The sequence below is a fragment of the Vibrio sp. Vb1574 genome, from assembly GCF_033338675.1.
Genome location: NZ_JAWOTC010000462.1, coordinates 1 through 1042 on the forward strand (window position 1 = coordinate 1; position 1042 = coordinate 1042).

The window sequence follows — 1042 nt, forward strand, 5'->3', positions numbered from 1 at the left end:
TAACGGTATTGTTAGCCTAAAGGAAATGCGTTTCGCGATACTCTGTACTTTTATTGGTGCTGCAATCGGTGCCGAGGCTGTGCAGTTTATTGATGCTAGCGTACTCACCAGTTTGATTCCTGTTCTTCTAATTGCGATTTCTCTTTATTTTTTACTCGCACCAAGCTCTCGAAAAATCGATGGCGAACCAAAACTTGCCGAAGCGATGTTTGCATTGTGTATCGGTGGTGGAGTTGGTTTCTACGATGGTTTCTTTGGCCCCGGTACGGGCTCGATTTTTACTGTGTGCTTTGTTGCTCTTGGCCACTTTTCCCTCGTGGATGCAACAGCACGAACTAAGATTTTGAATTTCACTTCAAACATCGCTGCATTGTTGTTTTTCGTTCTAGCAGGGTTACCTGTATGGGAAATTGGTTTGACGATGGCGGTCGGTGGCTTTATTGGCGCTCAACTTGGCGCAAAAGTGGTGGTTACCAAAGGTCAAAAGTGGATTCGACCTCTAGTAATTACCATGTCTATGCTGATGGCAACAAAACTTCTTTGGCAACAACATCAGCAATGGCTTCTAACACTGTTTTAATTCGCTGATTGCGGTATGTGTTGTGGCGAAGACAGATGTGTATTGGGCGAATTAGAGGCTCTAGTTCTTCGAATTCAAAACAGAAATTTGATGCGATGTTGAGTGTTTTGATGATGGATTTAGGTATCAGTGCTGGTGCCATACCTTTTAAAGCTAATTGTGCTGCCGCAGTGTAGGAGTCCATTTCCATCAAAGGTTGGATCTCGTACTTGGACAAAATGGCTTGTTGATATGTGTTGGCTGGGTTATTCAAATCGTTAGTTAAAATCGCTTTTGGTAATTGAGTTAGCGGGTGCTTACTTATTATAGAGAAAGGCTCATCGGCGAGATGAACGCTCATCAAACCGTGATGAGAAGGTAAGCCCCCCGAGCAGAATCCTAGGGTCGCTCGCCCCGATTTTACGTTTTCAACGATTCTCGGAGTGTGATTGGTCGAGATTCTGAGATCAGGATCGCGTGCCA

Annotated in this window: 2 protein-coding genes; one reads left to right on the plus strand and one right to left on the minus strand. The window is 44.4% G+C overall.

The genetic code is table 11. The features are described 5' to 3' along the window. On the plus strand, window positions 1-580 hold a 580-nt coding region (locus tag R7O12_RS26880; RefSeq protein WP_318127115.1), incomplete at its 5' end, for a TSUP family transporter. Here the strand turns inward: R7O12_RS26880 and R7O12_RS26885 are convergent. Then, window positions 516-1042 (minus strand): substrate-binding domain-containing protein (locus R7O12_RS26885; protein ID WP_318127116.1); only part of this gene is annotated, 527 nt, incomplete at its 5' end. The genes R7O12_RS26880 and R7O12_RS26885 overlap by 65 nt on opposite strands.